This window comes from Streptomyces verrucosisporus (assembly GCF_017114865.1).
GTDB lineage: Bacteria > Actinomycetota > Actinomycetes > Streptomycetales > Streptomycetaceae > Streptomyces > Streptomyces fenghuangensis.
Genome location: NZ_JADEYH010000001.1, coordinates 41,478 through 59,333, shown reverse-complemented (window position 1 = coordinate 59,333; position 17,856 = coordinate 41,478). Strand labels below are relative to the sequence as shown.

Sequence of the window (17,856 nt, the reverse complement as noted above, 5' to 3'; positions counted from 1 at the left end):
GGAAGACCCGGGCGCCGACGCATACGATGACCCGTATGGGTGACGTGCTGGCCGGAATTAACTCCTCCTGGGAGTTCGACACCGACTCCGTGCTCATCCGCTTCGAACGGGGCATCCGCACTCCGAAGCTGTTCCACGTGCTCGGTGAGCGGCGCGTCCCCTACGAGGCGCTGAGGTCTGCCGAGCTGGCCCCCGGCACCAGACGGGGCACGGTCGTGCTCCGCGCCGAGCCGCGCCCGGGCGCCGATCCGCTGATGGAGGCCGCCGCCGGGCAGCTCAGGGAGACCAGCGACCCGTACCGCCTGGTGCTCCCCGCCGAGCACGAGCCCCTGGCCGCCGCCTGGATCAGCGAGCTGTCCTCCGTGCTCGGCCCCCGGGCGCAGGAGCCGGCCGACCGCCATCTGGTCGCCGCACCCGCCGCTCCGCTGCAGTTCAAGGCGTACGACGGCAAGGTCTCCTTCGACGGCCGGGCGGTCTCCTTCCGCTGGTTCTGGACCGGTGCCTCCTCCGTGAAGTGGAAGGCGGGCGACCAGTCTTTCCCGGTCGGCGAGCTGCAGGGCGTCCGATGGCGTTCACCGGAGGTCGTGGGCGGCCATCTGCGGCTGATCCGCCGCGGCGAGCCGGAGGACCGGGAGCACCCCGAGGCCGACCAGGATCCGGCCGCCGTCGTCTTCGGCCTCGGCTACGGCCTGGTGCACGAGTCGCTGCCGCTGGCGGCCTCCGTGCTGGAGGCGGTACGGGCGGCCGAGCCCGCCCCGGTGCCGGAGGCGGCGGCTCCCGTCTCCCGCGCGGTGGATCCGGCCGCCGCGTTCCGGCCCGCCCCCGCCGACATCGCCGACCGCATCCGGCATCTGGGCGAGCTGCACGGGGCCGGGCTGGTCACCGACGAGGAGTTCAGCGCGAAGAAGGCCGAGCTCCTCGCCGAGTTGTGAGCCCTGCCGGGCGTCGTGGGCACGACGGGCCACGCGGCGGGACGGGCCCGCTCCCGTCCCGCCTCACCGAGCCGAGCCGCGCCGCGCCGTTCACTTCCGTCCCCCGGCTCGTCCGGCCCCTCAGAACCTCTCCGACGCCCGGCGGGCGTCCGCGTAGAAGTCGATCTTGAAGTCGAGGACCGCCAGTGTGCTCCGCAGCTCGTCGATCCTGCGGCTGACGTCCTCGCGGGTCGCGCGCAGCAGCTCCTGCCGCTCCTCGAAGGTGTGGTCGCCCGCACGCACCAGTTCCGCGTAGCGCACCATGTCCGCCACCGGCATTCCCGTCAGACGCAGCTTGCCGACGAAGGCCAGCCAGTCCAGGTCGCGGTTGGTGAAGCGTCGCTGTCCGGTGTGGGAGCGGTCGATGTGCGGCATCAGCCCGATCCGCTCGTACCAGCGCAGCGTGTGGGCGCTCAGACCGGTGATCGCGGCGACCTCGCTGATCGTGTAGCGGTCCCGCCCGTCCGGCCGCGGGTGGGGCACCTCGGCCGCCGCGCACACGTCCGTCAGCGGCTCCCCGGTCTCCCCACCGGCCTCCGTGTCCGTGTCCGTCCCCGTCTGCACCTGCGTCTGCGTCTGCGTCTGCGTCTGCGTCACGGTCATGGGGGAACGCTACGGAGTTCGAGTGCGCTCCAGGCAAGTGAATAACGGGGGCGAAATCCCGCCACACCTGCCCGCCGAGCCCCGGGTTAGGCTCAGGAGCATGGACAGCCTGCGCATGATCGAGAACTGGCCGGTCACAACGGCGGCGGCGGCCGTCGTGACCGCCGACGGCACGGTGGCCGGGACACACGGCCCCGCCGGTCACCGCTTCGCGCTCGCCTCGGTCACCAAGCCGCTGGCGGCTTACGCGGCGCTGATCGCCGTGGAGGAGGGCGCGATCGAGCTGGACGAGCCGGCCGGTCCCGAGGGCTCGACGGTGCGGCATCTGCTCGCCCACACCTCCGGCCTGGCCTTCGACGAGCAGCGCACGATGGCCGCCGCGGGCACCCGCCGGATCTACTCCAACACCGGTTTCGAGGTGCTCGGCGACCACCTCGCCAAGGCCACCGGCATCCCCTTCCCCGAGTATCTGCGCCAGGCCGTCCTCGCCCCCCTGGGCATGGTCGCCACCGACCTGCCGGGCTCCCCGGCCAAGGACGGCGTCTCCACCCTGGCCGATCTGGTCCGCTTCGCCGCCGAACTCCAGGCCCCGCGCCTGCTGGATCCGCGCACCGTCGCGGAGGCCACGTCCGTGGTCTTCCCGGGTCTGCCCGGCGTCCTGCCCGGCTACGGCAACCAGAAGCCCAACGACTGGGGTCTGGGCTTCGAGATCCGCGACGGCAAGTCCCCGCACTGGACGGGCGCCTCCTCCTCACCGCGCGCTTTCGGCCACTTCGGGCAGGCGGGTACGTTCCTGTGGGTGGACCCGGACGCGGGCGCCGCCTGTGCGGCCCTGGCGGACCGGGCGTTCGGGCCCTGGGCCATCGAGGCGTGGCCGCCGTTCACCGACGCGGTACTGGCCGAACTGCGCGGGCGCTGAGACACGCCGGCCGGCGCAGGCCGGCACCGACCGACCACGGGCCGGCCGCAGGCCGGAGCGGGAAGGAGCGGCACATGGGCGGGCAGCCGCGCGTACTGGCGGTGCAGCACACCCCGAACGGCGGACCGGGCCGGTTCGGCGCCTGGCTGGCCGAGGGCGGTGTGGCGCTGGACGTCGTCCGCGCCTACGACGGCGAGCCGGTGCCCGCCCGGACGGGCGGGCACCGGGGCGTCCTCGTCCTCGGCGGCGGCTACCTGCCGGACGACGACACCCGCGCCCCCTGGCTCGTCCCCACACGCGCCCTGGTCGCCGAGGCACTGGACGGCGGCGTCCCGGTGTTCGGGATCTGCCTGGGCGGCCAGATGCTGGCCCAGGTCGCGGGCGGCAAGGTCGCGGCGGAACACGGTGAGCCGGAGGTCGGCAGCACACCGCTGGCGCTGCGTCCCGAGGCGGCGGGCGACCCGCTCTTCCACGGGCTGCCCGACCGTACCGCCGCGATCGAGAACCATGTCGACGCCATCACCGAACTCCCGCCGGGCGCCCGGTGGCTGGCACGGAGCGAGCGGTGTCCGTACCAGGCGTTCGCCGTGGGCGGCCGGGCATGGGGCACGCAGTTCCACCCCGAGGTGACGGCCGCACAGGTAAGGGCGTGGGACCCGGAGCGGCTGCGGCGCCTGGGCTTCGATCCCGCCGAGACCGCACGCCGGGCGGAGGCCGACGAGCCCGCCTCGGCCGGGGTGTGGCGCACCGTCGCCCTCCGCTTCGCCTCACTCGTACGCGGCGGCTGAGCGATCGCGACGGCCGAGCGACCGGCCCGTGCGACCTGCCGTCCGGCGAAGCCGCGGACGCGGTCGCAAACCTCCCCCGTCCGTCGCCCGTGCCCCGGGTGGCCCGCGAGGCCCGCGAGGCCCGGCCCAGGGATCCCTCAACATCCCGCCATCCCTCATCGAGCAAATTAATCAGGCGAGTTCACGAATTCCTCTTGTCTTTCCGCCCGAGCCCATTAGGGTCGCTCACGCCCACCGGACGGCGACGGACCCTGGAGGTCGCAGTGCCCATGAGACGGAGATCGTCCCTGACGGGCCTGCTCACCGCGGGAGCCCTCGCGGCGACCGTGCTCGTGACCTCCCAGGCCACCGGCGCCCTGGACACCCCGGCCCCCGGCGCCGGGGACCGGACGGGCATCCACACCTCCGCCGCTCCGGCGGCGCCGAAGAGGGCCGCCCGGCACTGGGTGAACACCTGGACGTCGATGCCGCAGCTCACCGAGCCCCACAACATGCCGCCCGCCCCCTTCACCGACGAGGGGCTGGTGATGGAGGACACCACGCTGCGGCAGACCATCCGCGTCACGGTCGGCGGCGACAAGGTGCGGCTGCGCTTCTCCAACGCCTTCGGCGGCGCGGACCTGCCCATCACCGCCGCCTCCGTGGCCTTCCCCGAGGGCGGGAAGGCCGGGACCGACGCGATACGTCCGGGCACCTCCCGCCCGCTGACCTTCAGCGGCAGGCCCTCGGCTCTCGTCCCGGTCGGGGCCCAGGTGGTCTCCGACCCGGTGGACATGCGGGTGCCCGCGGGGGCCGGTCTCGCCGTCACCCTCTATCTGGCCGACGGCCAGGCATCGAACGACATCACCTCCCACCCCGGCTCCCGCACCACTTCCCACCTCCTGCGCGGTGACCACGTCTCGGCCGAGGACCTGCCGGGCGCGACGGCGGCCGACCACTGGTACTTCCTCAGCGGAGTCGAGACGTGGTCGGCCGGGTCCACCCGGGCGGTCGCCGTCCTGGGCGACTCCCTGACCGACGGCCGCGGCTCCACCACCAACGGCAACGACCGCTGGACGGACCAGTGGTTCGACCGCCTCCAGACCCGCCGCGGCACCGCCCGCCTCGCCGTTCTCAACCAGGCCGCCGGCGGCAACCGCGTCCTCGACGACGGGCTGGGCCCCAACGTCCTGGCCCGGCTGGACCGCGACGTGCTGGCACAGACCGGGGTGGAGTCGCTGATCGTCTTCGAGGGCGTCAACGACATCGGCACCGCGGCGGCCACCGAGGCCGCGCAGAAGCGGGTCGCGGCCGACCTGATCGCCGCCTACGAGCAGATCGTCACCCGCGCCCACGCACACGGCATCGAGGTCCACGGCGCGACACTGCTGCCCTTCGGCGGCAACGAGATGTACGACGACCCGGCCGGGCACCGCGAACGCGCCCGGCAGACGGTCAACGAGTGGATCCGCACCAGCGGCCGCTTCGACTCCGTCATCGACTTCGACCGCGCCGTCCGCGACCCCGCCGACCCCGAGCGGCTCCACCCCGGCCTCCACGACGGCGACTGGCTCCATCTGAACCCCGCCGGCTACGGCCGGCTGGCCGCCGCCGTGCCCGGCCGCCTGTTCCGCTAGTCCGGCCGTCCGCGCCGGCCACCCGCGCCGGCCACCCGCGCCGCCCTTCGGCCCGTCCACGACCGCACGCGCGATGGCCGTGGACGGGCCGAAGCCGTCAGGCGGCGTCGGAACCGGCCTCACCGGGGCGGTGCCGGCCGTGCAGCATCAGGTAGAACGTCCGCACCGAATCCTGCGAGCCGTACGCGAAGCGGTTGGCCACCCTGCCCAGCGGGTTCCACACGCGCCCATCGGGCATCCGCACACCCACCGACTGCCCGGACCGCTCGCACTGCCCGGTGTCGAGGTCCACCCACACCGCCCCGGCCTGCCGGACCATCACCTCCCCCAGGTGCCCGCCCAGACCGAACAGGGCCTCCGCCACACGTCCGGCGGGGTCCGGACCCTGGCGGCGCATGCCCTCGATCACCGCGTCCACGATGCGCAGGCTGTTCACCGAGTAGTCCAGGGGCAGCCGGTGCCCGGCCCTCCCCGACGTCAGGTCCGTGACGAACCGCGCCACATGCCCGCGCATCCTTCCGGCCGTGGGTCTCGCCGTGGTCTCCGTACCCATGAGCGTCTCCCCTCGCGTTCGGCTCGGCAGCGGGCGGCGGCACGCCGGACGCCGCCCGGGAGAGGGTTCCATCCCCTCCCCCTCACCAAGCGCCGCCGCATACTGCCTGGTCACGCCCTCACGGTGTGGCGGTACTCACGTTTACGCGGTGTCAGCGAAGCTCCCGGAGCCGGGCCGGGGAGAGGAACCGTACCGCCTCCGCGCCCAGGGGAATTCCGCGTGAACTTCAGCCGTACACAATCTGCGCCGGAGCCCGGGCGGTAGCGGGACGCATGCGCTGCGGGCGGCCATGCGGAACCTCGTCCACGCTCGGTCGGCACCACCACGGTTCCGGCGCCGGATCCCACGAACCCCTGGTGGCGACGGGCTTCCCATACGGATCGGTTCCGGTGCGGGCGGCGGCCGCCGCCCGCACCGGAACCGGTGGCCGCCCGCTCCCACTCCGTTCCTGCGCGCCACCGTGCCCCTTTTCGGGCTTTTCTTTTCACGAATGACGCATGGTGATGCTCTGGGGTATAACCGGCCCGTCCGACAGTGGACGGAAGGCCGGCCGCACTCCGATCCGCCGTACGTACCGGTCGCGGTGCCACCGCCCTGGGCCGGGGCTCGTCATCGCGCCCCGGGAACGGCGGGGCGTGCCGCGGGCCATCAGGGCGGAAGCCGCCGGCGGCCACAGTGCCCGGCGCGTACGACGAGTCGTCGCACACGGCCCGTGCCGCTCGTACGGCCGCTTCCGTCCGCTGTCCGCGTCGGGGCCCGAGCCCGCCGACCGCCGAAGGGGCGGAGACAGAGCGGCGGCCGCCGGACGCACCGGGATCTTCCAGAGGGGGTTTGGAACACGTGGGATCGAACAGAGGCCGCGGCCGCAGGCCGGCGGACATGAAGCGTCGGACCTGGCTGGCGGTCGGCTCCGTCGTGCTCGGGGGGTCGGTGGTGACGACGGTTGCCGTCGCCACCTCCTCGGACACCTCGGACGAGCAGGCCCGCAGCGAGAGGATGCGGCCCGTGGCCGCGTACACCGAGACGTTCCAGGGCGGTGCCCCGGGGGAGCGCTCGGTGCCGCGCAAGGACACCCGGCCCTTCTCCATGCTCGGTGTCTCCTGGGAGGACCCGGAGGCCGAACTCGACGGCACCGCCCAGATACGCACCCGCAGCGCGCAGAGCGGGCAGTGGACGCGGTGGCAGGACCTCGACCTCGACATACGGCCGCCGGAGACCGACGAGGGCAGGGACAGCGGAGTGCGCGGGGCCTCCGAGCCCCTGTGGGTCGGCAAGTCCGACGGGGTCGAGGCACGGGTCCTGGCGGAAGGCGGGGAGTCGGCCGAACTGCCCGGCGGGTTAAGCCTGGTGATGATCGACCCCGGCGTGCTGGGCGAGGACATCGGCGACGGCTGGCGCAAGGTCGGCGACATGAACGGAGGCGGGAAATCGCAGGAGCCGTCGCAGCAGCCCACCACGGAGCCGACGCCGGAGCCCAGCCAGGGCGAACCCTCCACGGAGCCGTCCCCCTCCACCTCCGCCACGGAGGAGCCCGAGCCCGGCCAGGAGCCGTCGCAGCAGCCCACCACAGAGGCTCCCACCGGGGAGCCGAGCCCGGAACCCTCCACCGAACCCACCGGAGAGCCGACCGGCGAACCGACACCGGAGCCCTCCACCGAACCCACCGGCGAACCGTCCGCCGACCCCTCCACCGAACCCACCGGAGAGCCGACCGGCGAACCGACACCGGAGCCCTCCACCGAACCCACCGGCGAACCGTCCGCCGACCCCAGCACCGAACCCACCGGTGAGCCGTCCACCACCGCCCCGGCCCCCTCACCGTCCGAGACGCAGACGCCGCGGATCGTCAGCCGCGCCCAGTGGGGCGCCGACGAGTCGCTGGTGGAGGACCCGCCCTCCTACATGAGCCGGGTGGACGCCGTCTTCGTCCACCACACCGCCGGCACGAACAGCTACACCTGCACCCAGTCGGCCTCCATCATCCGGGGCATCCTCACCTACCACGTGAAGACCAACGGCTGGAACGACATCGGCTACAACTTCTTCGTCGACAAGTGCGGCACGATCTTCGAAGGCCGCGCGGGAGGCGTCGACAAGGCGGTCCGGGGCGCCCACACCTACGGCTTCAACGGCAACTCCGCGGGCGTCTCCCTGCTCGGCAACTACGAGGACGGCGGCCGGCCCACCCAGGCCGCACTGGACGCCATCGCCCGGATCTCCGGCTGGAAGCTCGGCCTGTACGGCGCCGACCCGGCCGGCAGGGTGACGCTCACCGCGGCCGCCGACACCGGCGTCTGGAAGAACGGCGAGCGGGCGACGCTGTACCGGATCTCCGGCCACCGCGACGGCTACGCGACCCTGTGCCCGGGAGCGAACCTCTACTCCCAGCTCCCGGCCATCCGCACCAAGGCCGCCGCGTCCTCCTGACCCACCCCGCGACCGAGCGGCACCGGAGTCGGAACCGGAATCGAGACCGGAACCGGGAACAGGACCGGCCGCCCCGTACACCGGGGCGGCCGGTCCCGTACTCACCGCTCGCTCAGTCGGCCGCGGCCCCGGCGAGCTTGCCCACCTGCGCGGTGACGATGTCCTGCGGCACCGAAGCGCCCGACGGCGACTTGACGTTCAGGCTCATGAACTGCGCCAGCGACGCCCCGGAGCGCACCACCGCGAAGTGCATCGGCACCTCGGCGCCCTCCGCCTCGCCCACCAGCCGTACCGCGACCGCCTCGTCACCGCTCCCGGGCGCCTCGATCTCCTCCACGGCCGTGTAGCGGACCGTCTCCCCGCCGTTGTTGCCCGAGGTGGTGAACCCGGCGCCGCACGCCTCGATCGCCGACCGCACGCCCTCCACCGTCCGGGCCGCGCCATCGCCGTCGTAGGACAGCAGCGACACCGTCACGATCCGCCCGGCCGTCTCCTGCCCCGTCCCGGCGAACCCCTGGGCGGCGAACGCCCGCGCTCGGGGCGTACGTCCGGTGCCGTAGGCGGTCAGGTCGGCCAGCGGCCGGCACTCGTCCCGGTCCGCCTTCGGCGTCAGCGACTCCTGATCGGCGGCGGCGACCTGATAGCCCTTCACCTCGCCGTCGGTGCCTTCTTCCCCCTGGGCAGCTTCTCGCGGCTGGGCAGCGCCGCCCTGCCGTCGGCGGGCGGGGCCGCCTCGCCGTCGTCCTCGTCGCCGGAGAACCAGTCAGCGACGGTGTCGACGATGCCCTTGCCGCCGTCGTCGCCCTCTTCGGACGCCGGGGCCGCGTACGCCACCTGCGGCAGCAGGGTGCCCATGACGGCCGACACGACGAGTCCGGAAAGCAGTCTTCGGTACCGCTTTCTCATCTTGCCGAATTCCTTTCCCGGCCGGTCCCGCGTCTCCCCCGCGCTTGCGTACGCGCGGAATGCGGGCAGGCCGAAGCAACCGCCCCGGGAAACGGGGCGGCCTACGGACGGAACATGGCCGTGAAATCGGCGTTACGGCGTGGGGGCTGGACGACGCACCCCCAGAAGGAACCCCTGAAGAGGGGTTTCGCCAAGGAATGCGTCGCCCGCCGGTCACGACGGCTCTCGCAGCCGACGGAGGGTTCTACGCGTGTTTCCGACCCCCGCCAAGCGTGTGGAAATAACGGGCACTTCACCGGTTCGCCGCCTCATCGCCGCAGATCACGACGGATCGATGGGATGGATTGGGATGCTTTTTTTCCTTCGCTGGCCACGGGGCGCGCGCATGGTGTAGAACGCCGTGTTCACATGTCCGCGTTCTCGGAAAGGGATCGTCATGAGCAAGGACATGTCCGGGCCCCCGGACACACCCGACGAGGAAAAGGAACTCGCGCAGACGCAGACGGACGAATCGGCCGACCGCCCGGACGATCCGGTGCCGGGTGACCCGGAAACCGTCCCTGTGGATTTCGCCGGTTCCACCGATTCCACCGACGGCGAAACCGGAAAGGGAAAGGGAACGTCCGAACAGGGCGTGGACCGGCGCGTGGCGGCCGTCGCCGCCGCCCTGGTACTCGCCTGCGCCGGCCTCGTCGGCTACGGCGTCCTGAACACCGGGGACGAGCTCGGGGAGCGAGCCCTCCCCACCGCCGAGGTCACCTACGAGGTGCGGGGGGGGAGGGCAAGGCCCACATCACCTACCTCGCCCGCAGCGAGGTCGGGAAGGCCACCATCGCCTCGGACGTGACACTGCCGTGGAAGAGGACCGTGGAGGTGCCCCAGGGCAAGGAGCCCACCGTCAGCATCCTCCTCGGCGAGGAGGGCGGCGAGGCCAGCTGCACCCTCGCCATCCGCGGCAGGCACGTCCAGCGCGCCACCGCCTTCGGCTCCTACGGGCGCGCCACCTGCTCCGGCGCCCTCCCGGCACCGGAGTCCGCCCCGGAGCCCGTCGTGGAGAGGCGGTCTCAGCCGTAGGACGGCTCGGAGTGCATCTCCCAGACCAGCGCCTCGGCCCCGGCCCCGCCTCCGGACGCCTCCAGCCCCTGCGCTCCCCCGATCCGCGCCGCGTCGCCCGCCTCCAGCGACTCACCGCCCAGGCTCAGCCCGCCGCGCACCACGTGCACGTACACCCACGGGGCGTCCGGCACCGCCGTGCGCTCCCCCGCGCCCAGCCGCCGCACGTGCAGCACCGCGTCGGCGCGGGCCAGGGCGTAGGGGGTGCCGTCGGCTATACCGCGCACGACCTCGTACTCCGCCTCGCCCCCGAACACCCCCGGCACCAGCCACATCTGCACGAACCGCAGCGGCTCGCTCCCGGCGTTGCGCTCCACGTGCCGGATGCCGCGGCCGGCGCTCAGCCGCTGCACGTCCCCGGGCCGCACGGTAACGCGGCGGCCGGCCGAGTCCTCGTGCGTCAGCTCGCCCTCGACCACCCACGAGACGATCTCCACGTCCGCGTGCGGGTGCTCGGCGAAGCCCGCGCCCGGCGCGAGCCGCTCCTCGTTGCAGGCGACCAGCAGCCCGAAGCGCGTGTTGGACGGTTCGTAGAAGCCGGAGAAGGAGAAGGCATGCCGTGTCTCGATGCCGGCCGCCGGGTCCCCGCCCCGATAACGGTCCGCATCGCGCCATATGTGCAGCATTCCTCCACCGTACGCGGACGGGCCGACATCCCACACGACGGCCGTACTCCCTCACGCCTCCCGTCGGAACAGCGCCGTCCAGCGGTCGGCCCCGGGGCGAACAGCCCGTTCAGCAGCCTCAGTACGTCCTCCACAGCGCGGATGCTCCGGTCCATACCGTCCGCCCCCTCTCCCTGCGGGAAACGTACGCCCGGAGCGCTCAGGGACGCCAGCGGGGCCTGCCCACCCCGACCCCGTACGCGACCGCCTGAAGAGACCGGCCGGGAGCGGCCAGGGGAGCAACCCCCGGCCCGGCGGGGTCGTCCGCCGCCGGGCCCGCTGGAGGCGGCTGCGGGCCTTCGGCGGCTCCCCCGGGGTGGCTTCCTCCACGGATTCCGCCGAGTCCCTCCGTGCGAACGAGCGAACGGGCTCAGCCCACCTTGCGCAGGTCCCCGTCGTCGAAGACGGCGACCATCATGAGGCTGCCACCGAGCGCCTGGACATATCGCGCGATAACCTCACTCCCCGATACTTGACCGCTTTCGATTTGCGAGACACGCCCCTTGCTGATCCCCATCCGCGCGGCCACCTCGGTCTGGGTGAAGCCGCGCTCCCGCCTCATCTCGACCAGCCTCCAGGCTCTCGCCTCGGCCAGCAGACGGCGCGCACCCTCCTCGAACTCCGCCTTCCCCCCGGCCAGTTCCTCCGCACGCTGACGATGCCCGCTCTCCGACCACTTGACGAAACCGTTCACTGCCCCATCTCCTCCTCGCGCTCAGCCGGACAGACCGCCTACAACCGTTCCGCTCGGAGAATCGCTTCGCGGTACCAAGTGCTCCAGTTGCCGGCTTTGTCGCCCGCGGCCAGCAGAACCGACGAACGCCATGGATCGGACATGAACAGGATGCGCACCTCGCCGCGCCCTGCCGATCCCGGCCTCAACTCCTTGAGGTTTGCGGCACCGACCCTTTGACCCGATCGACGAGAGGGCGCCCTTCAGCCGGACCGCTGCACGCCAGGGCTCAGATGGCCTGGTTGACCAGCGCATACGACTCGGAGTCAACTTTCTCGAGCTCGTGAAGCCATTGATCCACCTCGCCGGTCAGGTATACATCCCACCGGTCTTCCGGTCTGCACCCTTTCATCGAGTTTAGCAATCACTAAACCCGATGCCTTCCGTCAGCCTCCGCCGCACTGGCGACAGCCACCCGATCGAGTGATCAGATCGGCGAAACTGACACAAGGCAACCCCCAAAGGTCAAGGACCGGTCGACTCGGAAGGCGGCCGACTCCTCCACTTCACCTCACACCGCCCGCCCGCCCATCCGGCCGGGCGGGTCGCCCCTGCCGTCCTCCCTCCGGCGGCGGCGGTGGGCCGCGACGCGGGCGCGGGAGGCGCAGGTGGCCGAGCAGTAGCGGCGGGCGCTGCCGGGGCCGGTGTCCAGGTAGAAGGCGGAGCAGCCGGGGGCGGCGCACTCGCCCCAGGCGGCGCGGCCGTACTCGGTGAGGATCTGCGCCAGGGCCAGGGCGCTCGCGGCCAGGAACCAGTCGGCCCAGCCCGCGTCCTCGTCCCGGTCGACGTGGAGGTGCCAGGGGTGGCGCCCGCCGTGGTCGGTCAGGCGGGGGCGGGCACCGCACTCGGCGAGGATCCCGTTGAGCGCGCGGGCGGCCCGGCCGGTGTCGGTCTCGGCCAGTACGGCCGTCATACGGGCGACGGCGGAGCGCAGTTCGGCCGCGCAGGCCGGCGGGAACGCCTCCTCGGTGAGGTCCTCGGGCCGCTCACCGTGGCGGACGAGCAACCCGGCCAGCTCCTCCCGCGGCAACTCCGGTTCGGCGCGGAGGGCGTTGGCGAGTTCGACCAGCCGCCGGGCCGGCCGGAATCCGCGTCCGGTGACCACGTCGTTCATATATCTCTCCCCTCGCCGGCCCCGCACAGGGTAACGTCTTTTTCCAAAATGGCGTTACACCTCGGGAGGCGCCCGTGCGTCCGCACACCGGGCTGAGGCCCTATCTGGCCACCGCCCTCCTCGCGCGGCTCGCCGAGGAGGGCATGGCGGTGGCCGTGGTGATGCTGGCGATGCACCGCACCGGCAGCGCCGCCCAGGGCGCGTTCGTGCTCACCGCCTGGATGGCCCCGCACGTACTGGCCGCGCCGCTGACGGGGGCGCTGGCCGAACGGGCCCGCAACCCCCGGCTGTTCTACCTGGGCACGCTGGGCGGCCTCGCTGCCGGCATCGCGGTGCTGGCGGCGATCACCGGACGCGCGCCCCTGCCCGTGGTACTGGCCGTCGCCGCCCTCGGCGGCGGCTGCGGCCCGGTGGCCACCGGCGGACTGTCCGGCCTGCTGGCACGTCTGGTGCCCGAGGGGGCGGACCGCGACCGCGCGTACGCCCTGGACGCGGCCACCTACAACGCCGTGTCGGTGGCCGGTCCCGCCCTGGTGAGCGTGATCGCCGCGCTGGCCTCGCCCGCCCCGGCCGTGTTGCTGCTGGCCGTTTCGGCGGCAGGTGCGGCCGCCACCGCGGCGGCGCTGCCGCACGGGCGGGCGGATGCGGGCGGATGCGAAAGCGGGGACGGAACCGCGGCGCCCGGCCCGGAGCCCCGCAGGACGCTGCGGGCCGATCTCGGGGCGGGGCTGGCGGCGATGTGGCACCTGCGGGAGTTGCGCGCGGTCACCGTCGCCACCTCCCTGGCCTTCGTCGGCGTCGGCGGCCTGACCACCACCGCGGTGCTCCTCGCCGGCGACCGGGGCCGCCCGGACGCCGGGGGCGTGCTGATGACGGCGCTGGCTCTCGGAGCGCTGGCGGGTTCCCTGGCGGTGGCCCGGTGGCTGCGGTCCTTCCCCGCCCGGCGTCTGGTCCCCCTCTGCCTGACCGGTGCGGGACTGGGCCTGGCGGCCGCCGCTGCCATGCCCTCGTTCACCGCGCAGGCAGTGCTGTTCGCGGTGGTGGGCGTCTTCGAGGGGCCGCTGCTGAGCGCCACGCTGCGCATCCGCGCCGACCACTCCCCGCCCGGGGTGCGGGCACAGGTCTTCACCATCGGGGCGGGGCTGAAGATCTCGGCGGCGGCCTGCGGTTCGGCACTCGCCGGGGCCGTGGCCGGGCTGCCGCCGCACCTGTTGCTGCTGGGGATCGCGGCCCTCCAGCTCGCCGCCGCCGGGCTCCACCGACTCCTGCGTCCCCGTCCGCGCCCGGCCGGAAAGCCGGCCGCCCGGGCCGGCGCCCGGGCCCGCGGGCATCGGACCTCCGGCTGAGCGGCTGAGCCTCCGCGCCGGGGCGTTCAGCCGTACGTCGGGAAGACGGATGTGTCCACCGTCCAGTCGCCCACCCGCACCGTCTCGCCGAAGGCGAACTCCGTGGACGTGCCGTAGCGCGGGCCCTCCGGGGTGCGGTGGATGCCGGAGCAGAGCGCCCCGTTGCCCTTCCGGGGGTCGAGCAACAGGTGGTAGGGGATGCCCATCGCCGGGTAGTCGCGGGTCTTCCCCTCGTAGCCGTTCTCCGGGTTGGTCCGCGAGACGACCACGACACCGACCTCGACCTCGCCCTCGTGAGGGTGGACGGCCTCGCCCGTCTCCAGGCAACTCTCGGGGAAGACCATCACGTCCGGCCGCCGTCTGACTCCTACAGCGCGGTCCTCCAGGTCGGCACCGCCGTGGGCGATGAGATCCACCCCCTGCCGATCGACCTGGGCGTCGAGCTGCTTGCCCACCCGGCGGACGATCAGTTCGTGCTGATTGCCCGGGGACATCATCATGACGATCTCTTCGCCGCTGATCTCGACGGCCCGGACCTCCTCGAGGATGTGCCTGCTCAGCTCCTCGGCGATCTCGGCCATACGCTCGTAGTCGACGGACATAGCGCTCCCCTGAGCACAGAACCCCCTGACCGGCTCCGCCGTCACCGTAAGCCGTACGCGCCGGCGCCGGGCGGGCACCGTTCCGGGCCCCGCCCGTTGTACGGATCCGACACCCGCCACCCACACGGCCGTACCAATAAGGCAGTCTTGTCCCGTGCCAGAACCCACTCAGACACCAGCACCCGACAAGCAGCGCCCCCACCCGCACCCCGCGACGCTGCGGCGGCTGGAGCAGTCCTCCGGCAAGCTGGCCGCCGCCGCCCTCACCCGCATGGGAGAGCAACTGCCCTGGTACCGGGCGATGCCACCGGAGAACCGGTCGTGGATCGGCCTGGTGGCGCAGGCGGGCATCGCGGCGTTCACCGAGTGGTTCCGACACCCCGAGACGCCCCAGGCGATCAGCACGGACGTGTTCGGCACCGCACCGCGCGAGCTGACGCGGACGATCACGCTGCGGCAGACCGTGGAGATGGTCCGCACCACCATCGAGGTCGTGGAGGCGGCGATCGACGAGGTCGCCGCACCCGGCGACGAGGGCGTACTGCGCGAGGCGCTGCTGGTCTACGCCCGCGAGATAGCGTTCGCCACCGCCCAGGTGTACGCGCAGGCCGCCGAGGCTCGCGGCGCGTGGGACGCGCGGCTGGAGTCGCTGGTGGTCAACGCCGTGCTCTCCGGAGAGGCCGACGAGGGGGCCGTCTCCCGTGCGGCGGCGCTGGGCTGGAGCTCCCCCGAGCATGTGACGGTCGTGCTGGGCACCGCGCCCGACGGGGACAGCGAGCTGACGGTGGAGGCGATCCGGCGTGCCTCCCGGCACGCCAAGCTCCAGGTGCTGACCGGGGTGCTGGGCGACCGGCTGGTGGTCATCGCCGGCGGCTCGGACGATCCGCTGCACGTCGCCAAGTCGCTGATCGGTCCGTTCGCCGCGGGCCCGGTGGTGGCCGGTCCCGTGGTGGGCGACCTGCTGTCGGCGACGCGGTCGGCACAGGCGGCCGCCGCCGGGCTGAAGGCGTGCGCCGCGTGGCCGGACGCGCCGCGCCCAGTGCTCGCGGACGATCTGCTGCCCGAGCGCGCGATGGCCGCGGATCCCACCGCGCGGGCGCTGTTGGTGGAGGAGATCTACAGACCGCTCCAGGAGGCCGGAGCCGCTCTCCTGGAAACCTTGAGTGTTTATCTGGAGCAGGCCAGCAGTCTGGAGGGGGCCGCGCGGATGCTGTTCGTGCACCCCAACACCGTTCGCTACCGGCTGCGACGTGTGACGGACGTCACCGGATGGTCTCCCTCGGACGTCCGTTCGGCGTTCACGCTGCGCGTCGCGCTGATCCTGGGTCGCCTGGCAGACAGGGGCGGGCAGATATAGTCATGCCCATCGGTTTTGTCGGCCTCCCACAATTCCCCTGACCGTTCTTCGTGCCGGTCCCCACCGGCGTGGACATCCGTCGACAAGAGAGAGTGTGAGAGTGCTCGTACTCGTCGCTCCCGGCCAGGGCGCCCAGACGCCCGGCTTCCTGACTCCCTGGCTCGAACTCCCCGGCGTCGCCGACCGGCTGCGTGAGTGGTCGGCCGCCGTCGACCTGGACCTGGTGCACTACGGCACCGAGGCCGACGCCGAGCGGATCCGCGACACGGCCGTGGCCCAGCCGCTGCTGGTGGCGGCGGGGCTGGTCTCCGCGCAGGCGCTGCTGGAGGGCGTCCCGCTGGACTCCCTCGGTGCCGTCGCGGGCCACAGCGTGGGCGAACTGACCGCAGCCGCGGTCGGCGGAGTCCTCACCCCCGAGGCCGCGATGGCGCTGGTGCGCACCCGGGGCCGGGCGATGGCCGAGGCCGCCGCCGTCACCCCGACCGGCATGGCCGCCGTACTCGGCGGTGATCAGCAGGCGGTGACGGCGCATCTGGAGAAGCTGGGGCTGACCCCGGCCAACGTCAACGGCGCCGGCCAGATCGTCGCCGCCGGCACCATGGAGCAGCTCGCCGCCCTGGCCGAGGACAAGCCGGAGGGTGTGCGGATGGTCAAGGCGCTGTCGGTGGCGGGCGCCTTCCACACCCACCACATGGCCCCGGCCGTCGACGCGCTGGCGAAGGCCGTCGAGGGCGTGGCGCCCAACGACCCGCGCGTGCCCTACGTCTCCAACCGGGACGGGCAGGCGGTCTCCGACGGCGGCGAGGTCCTGAAGCGGCTGGTGCGGCAGGTGGCCGGGCCGGTGCGCTGGGACCTGTGCATGGAGACGTTCAAGGAGATGGGCGTCACCGCGCTGATCGAGGTGTGCCCCGGCGGCACCCTCACCGGCCTGGCCAGGCGTGCCCTGCCGGGCGTGAAGACGCTGGCGCTGAAGACCCCCGAGCACCTCGACGCGGCCCGTGAGCTGATCGCCGAGCACGTCTCTCCCGCGGCCCAGCGGCCGGACAGCAGTCGATAGGAGCTTGCGAGAGCATGACCGCGAAGATCAGGCCCGCGAAGGGCGCACCGTACGCGCGCATCCTCGGAGTCGGCGGCTACCGTCCGACCCGCGTGGTGCCCAACGAGGAGATCCTCAAGCACATCGACTCGTCCGACGAGTGGATCCGCTCCCGTTCGGGCATTACCACCCGGCACTGGGCCGGGCCGGAGGAGACCGTCGCCGAGATGACGCTCGCCGCGGCGGGCAAGGCGATCGCGGACGCGGGGATCACCCCCGAGCAGATCGGCGCGGTCGTGATCTCGACCGTCTCCCACTTCAAGCAGACCCCCTCGATCGCCACCGAGGTCGCCCACCGGCTGGGCACCGGCAAGGCCGCCGCCTTCGACATCTCCGCGGCCTGTGCGGGCTTCGGCTACGGACTGACCATCGCCAAGGGCCTGGTGGTGGAGGGCAGCGCGCAGTACGTGCTGGTCGTCGGCGTCGAACGGCTGTCGGACCTGACGGATCTGACGGACCGCACCACCGCCTTCCTCTTCGGCGACGGCGCCGGGGCGGTCGTCGTCGGCCCGTCCGAGGAGCCCGCCATCGGCCCCACGGTGTGGGGTTCTGAGGGCGACAAGGCGGACGTCATCTCGCAGACCGTGCCGTGGGACGACTACCGCGAGGGCGAGGTCGAGAAGTTCCCGGCGCTCCGCCAGGAGGGCCAGACGGTCTTCCGCTGGGCCGTCTTCGAGATGGCCAAGGTCGCCCAGCAGGCACTGGAGGCGGCCGGGCTCACCTCCGACGACCTGGACGTCTTCATCCCGCACCAGGCCAACATGCGGATCATCGACTCGATGGTGAAGACCCTCAAACTGCCGGAGCACGTCACGGTCGCCCGTGATGTGGAGACCACCGGCAACACCTCGGCCGCCTCCATTCCGCTCGCCATGGAGCGGCTGCTGGCGACCGGGCAGGCGAAGAGCGGCGACACCGCGCTCGTCATCGGCTTCGGGGCGGGTCTCGTCTACGCGGCGACGGTCGTTACCCTCCCATAGCCGGATGTTCCGCGCCGCAGTACACCGGACCGCAGTACACCGGACCACAACCCACCACGCGTAACAC

At 72.9% G+C, this 17,856-nt stretch carries 20 protein-coding genes; 11 read left to right on the top strand and 9 right to left on the bottom strand.

From position 1 onward, the window contains the following. The first annotated feature begins 35 nt into the window (after positions 1-35). Positions 36-932, top strand: a complete 897-nt coding sequence (locus tag IQ279_RS00285; RefSeq protein WP_206346202.1) for a DUF4429 domain-containing protein — start codon at positions 36-38, stop codon at positions 930-932. A 120-nt stretch (positions 933-1,052) separates the two neighbouring features. On the opposite strand, the gene IQ279_RS00280 is transcribed toward IQ279_RS00285, so the two are convergent. Further along, the gene (locus IQ279_RS00280; RefSeq protein WP_206346201.1) at positions 1,053-1,574 is read right to left on the bottom strand and encodes a MerR family transcriptional regulator; all 522 of its coding nucleotides are present in this window, start codon (positions 1,572-1,574) and stop codon (positions 1,053-1,055) included. A gap of 100 nt (positions 1,575-1,674) precedes the next feature. Between IQ279_RS00280 and IQ279_RS00275 the strand changes: the two genes are divergently transcribed. The 3 genes from IQ279_RS00275 (at position 1,675) to IQ279_RS00265 (ending at position 4,897) form a co-directional block, all read left to right on the top strand. Further along, positions 1,675-2,493: a serine hydrolase domain-containing protein gene (locus IQ279_RS00275; protein WP_206346200.1), complete on the top strand. Its 819-nt coding sequence runs from the start codon at positions 1,675-1,677 to the stop codon at positions 2,491-2,493. Positions 2,494-2,567: 74 nt separating this feature from the next. Beyond that, positions 2,568-3,281, top strand: coding sequence for a type 1 glutamine amidotransferase (locus IQ279_RS00270; protein WP_206346199.1), 714 nt, complete (start codon positions 2,568-2,570; stop codon positions 3,279-3,281). A gap of 269 nt (positions 3,282-3,550) precedes the next feature. Then, entirely contained in the window at positions 3,551-4,897 is a 1,347-nt protein-coding gene (locus tag IQ279_RS00265; RefSeq protein ID WP_206346198.1) for an SGNH/GDSL hydrolase family protein, read from the top strand. A gap of 97 nt (positions 4,898-4,994) precedes the next feature. On the opposite strand, the gene IQ279_RS00260 is transcribed toward IQ279_RS00265, so the two are convergent. Continuing rightward, a complete protein-coding gene (locus IQ279_RS00260) occupies positions 4,995-5,450 on the bottom strand; it encodes a hypothetical protein (protein WP_241027373.1) in 456 nt (151 codons plus the stop codon). An 879-nt stretch (positions 5,451-6,329) separates the two neighbouring features. Between IQ279_RS00260 and IQ279_RS00255 the strand changes: the two genes are divergently transcribed. Further along, positions 6,330-7,877, top strand: coding sequence for a peptidoglycan recognition protein family protein (locus IQ279_RS00255; protein ID WP_206346197.1), 1,548 nt, complete (start codon positions 6,330-6,332; stop codon positions 7,875-7,877). A 112-nt stretch (positions 7,878-7,989) separates the two neighbouring features. On the opposite strand, the gene IQ279_RS00250 is transcribed toward IQ279_RS00255, so the two are convergent. Both IQ279_RS00250 and IQ279_RS00245 read right to left on the bottom strand, forming a co-directional pair. After that, a complete protein-coding gene (locus IQ279_RS00250; protein ID WP_206346196.1) occupies positions 7,990-8,529 on the bottom strand; it encodes a hypothetical protein in 540 nt (179 codons plus the stop codon). Next, a complete protein-coding gene (locus tag IQ279_RS00245; protein ID WP_206346195.1) occupies positions 8,526-8,783 on the bottom strand; it encodes a hypothetical protein in 258 nt (85 codons plus the stop codon). The genes IQ279_RS00250 and IQ279_RS00245 overlap by 4 nt, the downstream gene beginning before the upstream one ends. A 436-nt stretch (positions 8,784-9,219) precedes the next feature. On the opposite strand from IQ279_RS00245, the gene IQ279_RS27645 reads away from it, so the two are divergent. Further along, entirely contained in the window at positions 9,220-9,630 is a 411-nt protein-coding gene (locus IQ279_RS27645; RefSeq protein WP_241027372.1) for a hypothetical protein, read from the top strand. Beyond that, complete coding sequence (locus tag IQ279_RS27640) at positions 9,627-9,857, top strand: hypothetical protein (protein WP_241027371.1); 231 nt, start codon at positions 9,627-9,629, stop codon at positions 9,855-9,857. Before IQ279_RS27645 ends, IQ279_RS27640 begins: the two co-directional genes overlap by 4 nt. On the opposite strand, the gene IQ279_RS00235 is transcribed toward IQ279_RS27640, so the two are convergent. The 4 genes from IQ279_RS00235 to IQ279_RS00220 form a co-directional block, all read right to left on the bottom strand. Next, positions 9,848-10,522, bottom strand: a complete 675-nt coding sequence (locus tag IQ279_RS00235; RefSeq protein ID WP_206346194.1) for a pirin family protein — start codon at positions 10,520-10,522, stop codon at positions 9,848-9,850. The genes IQ279_RS27640 and IQ279_RS00235 overlap by 10 nt on opposite strands. A 409-nt stretch (positions 10,523-10,931) precedes the next feature. Further along, positions 10,932-11,255, bottom strand: a complete 324-nt coding sequence (locus IQ279_RS00230) for a helix-turn-helix domain-containing protein (protein ID WP_206346193.1) — start codon at positions 11,253-11,255, stop codon at positions 10,932-10,934. 38 nt (positions 11,256-11,293) lie between these two features. Beyond that, the gene (locus IQ279_RS28740; RefSeq protein ID WP_372445050.1) at positions 11,294-11,413 is read right to left on the bottom strand and encodes a hypothetical protein; all 120 of its coding nucleotides are present in this window, start codon (positions 11,411-11,413) and stop codon (positions 11,294-11,296) included. Between the two features lie 392 nt (positions 11,414-11,805). Continuing rightward, positions 11,806-12,408 (bottom strand): CGNR zinc finger domain-containing protein, encoded by a 603-nt coding sequence (locus tag IQ279_RS00220; RefSeq protein WP_206346192.1) that lies wholly within the window; start codon positions 12,406-12,408, stop codon positions 11,806-11,808. Positions 12,409-12,482: 74 nt separating this feature from the next. Between IQ279_RS00220 and IQ279_RS00215 the strand changes: the two genes are divergently transcribed. Then, entirely contained in the window at positions 12,483-13,754 is a 1,272-nt protein-coding gene (locus IQ279_RS00215; protein WP_307791940.1) for an MFS transporter, read from the top strand. A gap of 26 nt (positions 13,755-13,780) precedes the next feature. Here the strand turns inward: IQ279_RS00215 and IQ279_RS00210 are convergent, their stop codons facing one another. Next, positions 13,781-14,356: a Uma2 family endonuclease gene (locus tag IQ279_RS00210; protein WP_206346191.1), complete on the bottom strand. Its 576-nt coding sequence runs from the start codon at positions 14,354-14,356 to the stop codon at positions 13,781-13,783. A gap of 154 nt (positions 14,357-14,510) precedes the next feature. Here IQ279_RS00210 and IQ279_RS00205 point away from each other — a divergent pair, with 154 nt between their 5' ends. From IQ279_RS00205 to IQ279_RS00195, 3 genes are all read left to right on the top strand, one after another. After that, positions 14,511-15,713 (top strand): PucR family transcriptional regulator, encoded by a 1,203-nt coding sequence (locus IQ279_RS00205; protein ID WP_206346190.1) that lies wholly within the window; start codon positions 14,511-14,513, stop codon positions 15,711-15,713. Between the two features lie 100 nt (positions 15,714-15,813). Further along, a complete protein-coding gene (locus IQ279_RS00200) occupies positions 15,814-16,770 on the top strand; it encodes an ACP S-malonyltransferase (protein ID WP_206346623.1) in 957 nt (318 codons plus the stop codon). Between the two features lie 14 nt (positions 16,771-16,784). Further along, complete coding sequence (locus tag IQ279_RS00195) at positions 16,785-17,789, top strand: ketoacyl-ACP synthase III (RefSeq protein WP_206346189.1); 1,005 nt, start codon at positions 16,785-16,787, stop codon at positions 17,787-17,789. The last annotated feature ends 67 nt before the right edge of the window (positions 17,790-17,856 follow it).

Coding starts and splice junctions, on each gene's coding strand:
- IQ279_RS00260 (WP_241027373.1), bottom strand. CDS start 5,450: ATGGGTACGGAGACCACGGCGAGACCCACGGCCGGAAGGATGCGCGGG.
- IQ279_RS00245 (WP_206346195.1), bottom strand. CDS start 8,783: ATGAGAAAGCGGTACCGAAGACTGCTTTCCGGACTCGTCGTGTCGGCC.
- IQ279_RS00275 (WP_206346200.1), top strand. CDS start 1,675: ATGGACAGCCTGCGCATGATCGAGAACTGGCCGGTCACAACGGCGGCG.
- IQ279_RS00265 (WP_206346198.1), top strand. CDS start 3,551: ATGAGACGGAGATCGTCCCTGACGGGCCTGCTCACCGCGGGAGCCCTC.
- IQ279_RS00270 (WP_206346199.1), top strand. CDS start 2,568: ATGGGCGGGCAGCCGCGCGTACTGGCGGTGCAGCACACCCCGAACGGC.
- IQ279_RS00195 (WP_206346189.1), top strand. CDS start 16,785: ATGACCGCGAAGATCAGGCCCGCGAAGGGCGCACCGTACGCGCGCATC.
- IQ279_RS00285 (WP_206346202.1), top strand. CDS start 36: ATGGGTGACGTGCTGGCCGGAATTAACTCCTCCTGGGAGTTCGACACC.
- IQ279_RS00220 (WP_206346192.1), bottom strand. CDS start 12,408: ATGAACGACGTGGTCACCGGACGCGGATTCCGGCCGGCCCGGCGGCTG.
- IQ279_RS00235 (WP_206346194.1), bottom strand. CDS start 10,522: ATGCTGCACATATGGCGCGATGCGGACCGTTATCGGGGCGGGGACCCG.
- IQ279_RS00280 (WP_206346201.1), bottom strand. CDS start 1,574: ATGACCGTGACGCAGACGCAGACGCAGACGCAGACGCAGGTGCAGACG.
- IQ279_RS00210 (WP_206346191.1), bottom strand. CDS start 14,356: ATGTCCGTCGACTACGAGCGTATGGCCGAGATCGCCGAGGAGCTGAGC.
- IQ279_RS27645 (WP_241027372.1), top strand. CDS start 9,220: ATGAGCAAGGACATGTCCGGGCCCCCGGACACACCCGACGAGGAAAAG.
- IQ279_RS00255 (WP_206346197.1), top strand. CDS start 6,330: ATGAAGCGTCGGACCTGGCTGGCGGTCGGCTCCGTCGTGCTCGGGGGG.